Annotated in this window: 6 protein-coding genes; all 6 read right to left on the bottom strand. The window is 38.1% G+C overall.

The window, feature by feature from the left end:
* Window positions 1-64 precede the first annotated feature (64 nt).
* Window positions 65-235, bottom strand: coding sequence for a hypothetical protein (locus ACI4WO_RS00115; RefSeq protein ID WP_439805527.1), 171 nt, complete (start codon window positions 233-235; stop codon window positions 65-67).
* Between the two features lie 30 nt (window positions 236-265).
* Window positions 266-676 carry a hypothetical protein gene (locus ACI4WO_RS00120; protein WP_439805528.1) on the bottom strand — a complete coding sequence of 137 codons (411 nt, stop codon included), beginning with the start codon at window positions 674-676 and terminating at the stop codon, window positions 266-268.
* 11 nt (window positions 677-687) lie between these two features.
* Window positions 688-1,233 carry a hypothetical protein gene (locus ACI4WO_RS00125; RefSeq protein ID WP_439805529.1) on the bottom strand — a complete coding sequence of 182 codons (546 nt, stop codon included), beginning with the start codon at window positions 1,231-1,233 and terminating at the stop codon, window positions 688-690.
* The gene (locus ACI4WO_RS00130) at window positions 1,234-1,872 is read right to left on the bottom strand and encodes a hypothetical protein (RefSeq protein WP_439805530.1); all 639 of its coding nucleotides are present in this window, start codon (window positions 1,870-1,872) and stop codon (window positions 1,234-1,236) included.
* Between the two features lie 16 nt (window positions 1,873-1,888).
* Complete coding sequence (locus ACI4WO_RS00135; protein WP_439805531.1) at window positions 1,889-3,598, bottom strand: leucine-rich repeat protein; 1,710 nt, start codon at window positions 3,596-3,598, stop codon at window positions 1,889-1,891.
* Window positions 3,595-5,332 (bottom strand): hypothetical protein (locus ACI4WO_RS00140; protein ID WP_439805532.1); only part of this gene is annotated, 1,738 nt, incomplete at its 5' end. The genes ACI4WO_RS00135 and ACI4WO_RS00140, both read right to left, overlap by 4 nt.

A 5,332-nucleotide genomic window follows, 5' to 3' on the forward strand; every position in this document is an offset into this window, starting at 1 on the left:
TCTTGTCATAGGCTCTGCTTCAATTCTTTTTGTACCAATATACTTTTTCATAGATGACCCTCCATTATTCTTCTTTATAATTCATAACTGCCGCCAGTCCTGCGGCTACTGCCGATACAGCAAGCCCCAAAACGGCTGACTTTACGGTCAAATCCGTTGCGGCAATATTAACCGCTATGTAACCGACCGCTGTCTGTACAAAAGTTCTTAAAGATCTTTTAATCCATGTTTTCATTGTAAATTACACCTCCAAATAATATATCAATTAAAAAATTTCCGGTAAAAGAACCACTTTTACAATTGGTTTATTTGCAAATGCGGTTTTCTGAACTGTTTCGTCTGAAATCCGTACAGCATTTTGTAATACGAATCCGCCAGAGGTATTTCCCACTTCAATGGCATACGCAACATCACCTATATTACAAACACCGCACATACTTCCATTGTTTATTCCAATAAAACAGCCAAAACTATTGTCTACACGCTTTATTGTTATCAAGAATTTCCGCATAGGATATTCGGAATATGTTATGGTGTCCCATTCCTCCTGGGTTGTCATTTCTACAAATCCTAAACTTTCAAGCGATACCGTGTGGGCGTGATCTTTTAAGGCAAATTTCTCTTTCATTTTTCCCCAGAGTGCTGTAAGTCCGTCTTTATCAAGATATTTTACCATTTATATCACTCCTATCCGGCGGAAATAGTATCAATTTCTGCATTTGTGATCGGCGTCATATCGCTTGATGTTATGAGGACATACATATTACCGCCGAAACGATAAGACAAATTAGTATCCATATCTACGTATATTTTGCTTGTTTCTCCTGTAATCAGATTGGTATGACTGCTGTCAGTATAAAAATTATTGCTATAATAATATCCTTCTACAACATCATCAACGTAACTGGGCAGCTGAGAGCTTGGAACCTTTCCATCAGCATCAAGAGACGCAATCCCGTTTGCAGAACCTATTAATGATTTATCCGCCTTAGTTTCCAATGCCGCAGATACAGCTTTGTTCTCAACCGGATTTAAACTTTCTACATCAATTTCACTATCAACAGTAATTTTTTTCAAATCAGCAAGCTTTGCCTTTTCTTCATCTGTATAATCATTTGAGCTTAATTCTTTTCCGTCTTCTTTATTGACTTTTACGGATACTGCATTGCTGATTGCAGACGTGATTTTACTCCATAAATACAGCAACCCGTTACTGTCTAGATATTTTCCCATTTAAATTCCTCCGTTAAATAAATTTAATATACTTTCAATTTCTTCATTAGATAAACATGTGATTCCAATTTCATCATTGCTTTTATCGCCAATAAGCTCCACGCCGTTTATATGAGGTTTGTTGGATAAAGCATTGTAATCGTCATAGCCCATAGCTTTGATATCAGTATCAATATATTCTTCCTGTTCAACATTCCAGATGAGCCAGTTTCCGTCATCTGAGATTACAGGCGGATGAGCTTGTGCAAGCATCATTTTGTCCAGCGCCGCAACAGCATCTTCGTATGTGGGGACAGGAGAAATACATTTATCATCTATTGATTCGCCCACGGTCAGCTTAAAAACATTTGACTTTGCTACAATACTGTAAACAGATTTATCAGCAGACGCACAGGCAAGCCACTGACAAAGTATACAGCCTGAAACGGCAAGCAATGAACCCGGTACTTTGTAAACCTTATCAGTTATATCAGCATCATATATAGTACCGTTCGGGAGCTTAAATCTTAAGCGATAGTTTTCAGCTTCAGGTATTTCAGGATAGTAAGCTTCAATTCTTCTTGCATTTGTTTCGCCTGCATTTCCAAGCAGCGGAGTATCGGCGTATGCGGTAAATTGTTCCGATATAGTGATTTTCATAAAATTTCACCTCATTTTATTCTGTTGTAAATATTAAATCAAAGCATTCAACTTCAACTTCGTGGCTGCAAAGGTTTACAGGTCTTATGCTTTCAAAATTTGTTGACAGATTATCATAAATAATACGTTCGAGGGCATCGCAGTTATAAAAAACCCTTTCGCCGATAGATGTAATATTTTCCGTCAGATTTATTTCTTTAAGTGATGCACAGCCCATAAATGCACCTGTTCCTATTGTCAGCGTTTGGCTGGATAGACTAACCTCCTTAAGCCTTGTACACCTTGTAAACATATATCCGGGTATATCAGCAGCAAGTGCAGGAAAAGAAAAACTAGTGAGTTCTGAGCAGCTAGAAAATGCACTTTGTACAAAACCTGTGAATGAATCATCAATATAAATTGTGATTGTATATGTTCCTGGTTCTGAATATGTATGAATATGAGAGGTATTAAGGATAATACTTTCAAATGTTCCTCCGTCTCCCCAGTCTATGGAATAGGATCCCGTACAGTCGGAAAGTACCGGAAGCGTATAGCTGCCGTAACACTTAATGGAAAAACTGAATGAATCAGCTATAAGCGACTGCTGCTGAGATGTTTCCGCATTTATTATATTTGTCGGATTTATAGTTCTTGTAATTGTACCCTTAAGATTGCCAAGCTCAATAGATTCTACGGTATCGGTCAGCACGTCAGTAATCTTCTTAGTGACTTTCTGCGTTGTTTTTATTCCCAGTACTTCATTGATTACCATGCCTGTATCACCGACTTCACGTTCCTGCAGGTTAATAAAATCTTTATAGAGCTCTGTATCTGTAAGCTTTGCATATGCTATAGTATAATTAATTGCAGGATGGCTCACTGTTTTAAAGTAAGCTTCAGCATTCTTTTTCAGTTCCTGTTTGGCACTGCTGTCAGACGCTTCTGGGTCTTCACTGCCAAAATATTTATATTCAGCAACAAGGCGGGGAAAAGTATTATTTTTGTCAGTATGAATTCTGTAAATATGCCCACGGTCATTTTTGGCGATCAGATAATTTGTAAATCCGGAATAATCTGTTGTTACTCCGATAGCTTTCATGTCAAAACCATACTTTATTTCAAAAATACCTTCAAGAGAATTTTCTTTCTTTGCATTAACACTGAAATAAAAGTTATCACGGTAAAGCTCTCCGCCCCAACGGTTTACAAAAGCATTGTCTTCTGCAAGAAGCGCTGCCGTTATGCTTTTCCCTTCATAATAAGCTGTATTAATAGTACTTATATTGCTTGAATATGTAAAATCATAGTTAAAGCCGTAACTGAAAGCACGGTCATAATTTGTCATAATATATTCAAGAGCTTTTGCTCCTGTTTTAGATCTGGGGCGTTTATCTACGAGTATTCGCCCGTTAAGCACATAAAAAATATGCTGCGCTCTTCCGGTAACATATCCCTTTCCGGATTCTGACATTTTAACTTCGGCATAATATATCTCGAAAAGCTGTTCTTTTATAATGGTTTTCATTGATGAAGCGTCTCTCATTCTGACAGGCACTTTCAGTATATTAAATCCTTTTAAAAATTGCCAGTCTCCGTCTTCGTCAAGGGGATGCTCGAATTCAATCTCCCATTTTCCATTGAACTCTTTTGTTTCCCTGCATTTAGTGAATGAAAGAATGCGCTCGCCGTTTGTATAAAATTTGTCCTGAGCAGTTCCAGCAGAAAATACACAGATTTTTTTCATCCAAACCACCTTTCATTTTTTACGATAGAAAATTCTGAGAAATCAGCTCCGTCAGACTGATAAGTAATCGTATTTATGCCGGGATATAACACAGGCAGATCTCCGACTGTCTGATTCAGTATTATTTCGAGGCTTCCGTCAGAATTTTCTTTATATACTTTTTGCCGTTCGGCATCAACACAGTAAGTTATTGCAGGCAGGACATTAAAAATAAAAAGTCTGCTGTTTTCTGTACCATTTTGTAAAGTACAAATACGCACTTGTTCCGCATTGCTGCTAAGAGTAAATTTAAATTTGGGGAGACAGTATATATTGCCGCCTACATTTTCATCGACAGCATAGAAAGTTTCACCGGGTATGCATGTCGGCTGTATAGGTTTATTGTTAACGCTATAAGAAAACGGAGAGCATACAAAAGAAACTGTCATATTTCTGTATAATCCGTTAATTCGTGATGCTGCAACGGGACTGCATGAAATAGCTTTGTAAAACTTGTCAGGATAGTCGGAAATTATTAAATCACCGCTTCCGGCAAGCCATGACAGCAGAGCATATATATCGCATCCCTTTTGAAATTCAAATGTAATACTTTTTGTTACAGATGAAAAATCATCACGAAGAGAAAAAAGCGGTTCTGCTCGTCCGGGAATATTTATTTCATCATATGATCGCTTACCAGATGCCGGCAGCGGTATAGATAAAATTTTAATACCCATATCAGTACTTTTAATACCTCTAAAAATAAAATATAGCATTTGTCTTCCTACACCTCTATCATCGCTTCTTTTTATGTTTTCAAGCTCAACTGCAAGCTCTGCGGCGTCCGATGCTTTTGAAGCCTGAGTGTAAATATTGTAAGTATTGCTTACCGTAGTACGGCTGTTGTCATTTGCAACAGAATTATTATAATTATTTTCTGTTGTGCCGCCTGTGATATCGGCAGATTCAGCAGCGGCAGAAGTCAATCCGTGGAGCGCATGGACTGCATCGTCTGTGACTTCGGGGATTTCATCCGCAAATCCTACACCTATTCCGAGTGCAAGGTTTTTGCCCACAAGGTCACGCATAAGACGTGATGGGGATTTAATTCCGAAGAAGTTTGTAATACCGTCCTTTATTCCGCTGGCGGCTTCTGAAATATATCCCCCTATAGACGCTACACCGTCTACTAAGCCTTTTCCAATACCCTCTATAATCTGCATACCAATTTCTAACCAGTCTGTATCAAATATAGCGGAACACAATGCTTCAGTTAGCTTTGGAATCGCTTCTAATACAGTTGGAATGTGGTCAATCATGCCGGTACTCAAAAATTGCATAAGATCAATAACAGCTGGAAGCAGGCTGTCCAGATTTTCGAGTATTCCAGCTGCAAAATCAAGAATAATTTCAATAGCGGCATCAATCAGATCAGGACCATGTTCTACTACCTTTTCGCATATTGTAGTAACAATTTCAACAGCGGATGTCATTAGATCAGGAATCATTCTGTCAATTCCCTCAAGAAGAGATTCCACTATTTCTACACCGGAATCAATTATGGACGGCAGATTGACAGAAATTTCAGATATTAACTCCAGGAGCAGATCCTTAATAGTCATTACAATTCTGTAAGAATTATCAGCAATACCGCTAATTAGCGATTCAATAATGCTGATACCTGATGATATAATAGCGGGAAAGTTTTCCTGTAATGTGATGAGCAGCAGATTTATACCTTCCTGTGCTGTAGTT

The sequence above is a fragment of the Porcipelethomonas sp. genome, from assembly GCF_051893655.1.
Lineage (GTDB): Bacteria > Bacillota > Clostridia > Oscillospirales > Ruminococcaceae > Porcipelethomonas.

What these genes read in the sequence shown, in the direction of transcription:
- ACI4WO_RS00115 (WP_439805527.1), bottom strand. Translation starts at nt 235, where the DNA reads ATGAAAACATGGATTAAAAGATCTTTAAGAACTTTTGTACAGACAGCG.
- ACI4WO_RS00120 (WP_439805528.1), bottom strand. Translation starts at nt 676, where the DNA reads ATGGTAAAATATCTTGATAAAGACGGACTTACAGCACTCTGGGGAAAA.
- ACI4WO_RS00125 (WP_439805529.1), bottom strand. Translation starts at nt 1,233, where the DNA reads ATGGGAAAATATCTAGACAGTAACGGGTTGCTGTATTTATGGAGTAAA.
- ACI4WO_RS00130 (WP_439805530.1), bottom strand. Translation starts at nt 1,872, where the DNA reads ATGAAAATCACTATATCGGAACAATTTACCGCATACGCCGATACTCCG.
- ACI4WO_RS00135 (WP_439805531.1), bottom strand. Translation starts at nt 3,598, where the DNA reads ATGAAAAAAATCTGTGTATTTTCTGCTGGAACTGCTCAGGACAAATTT.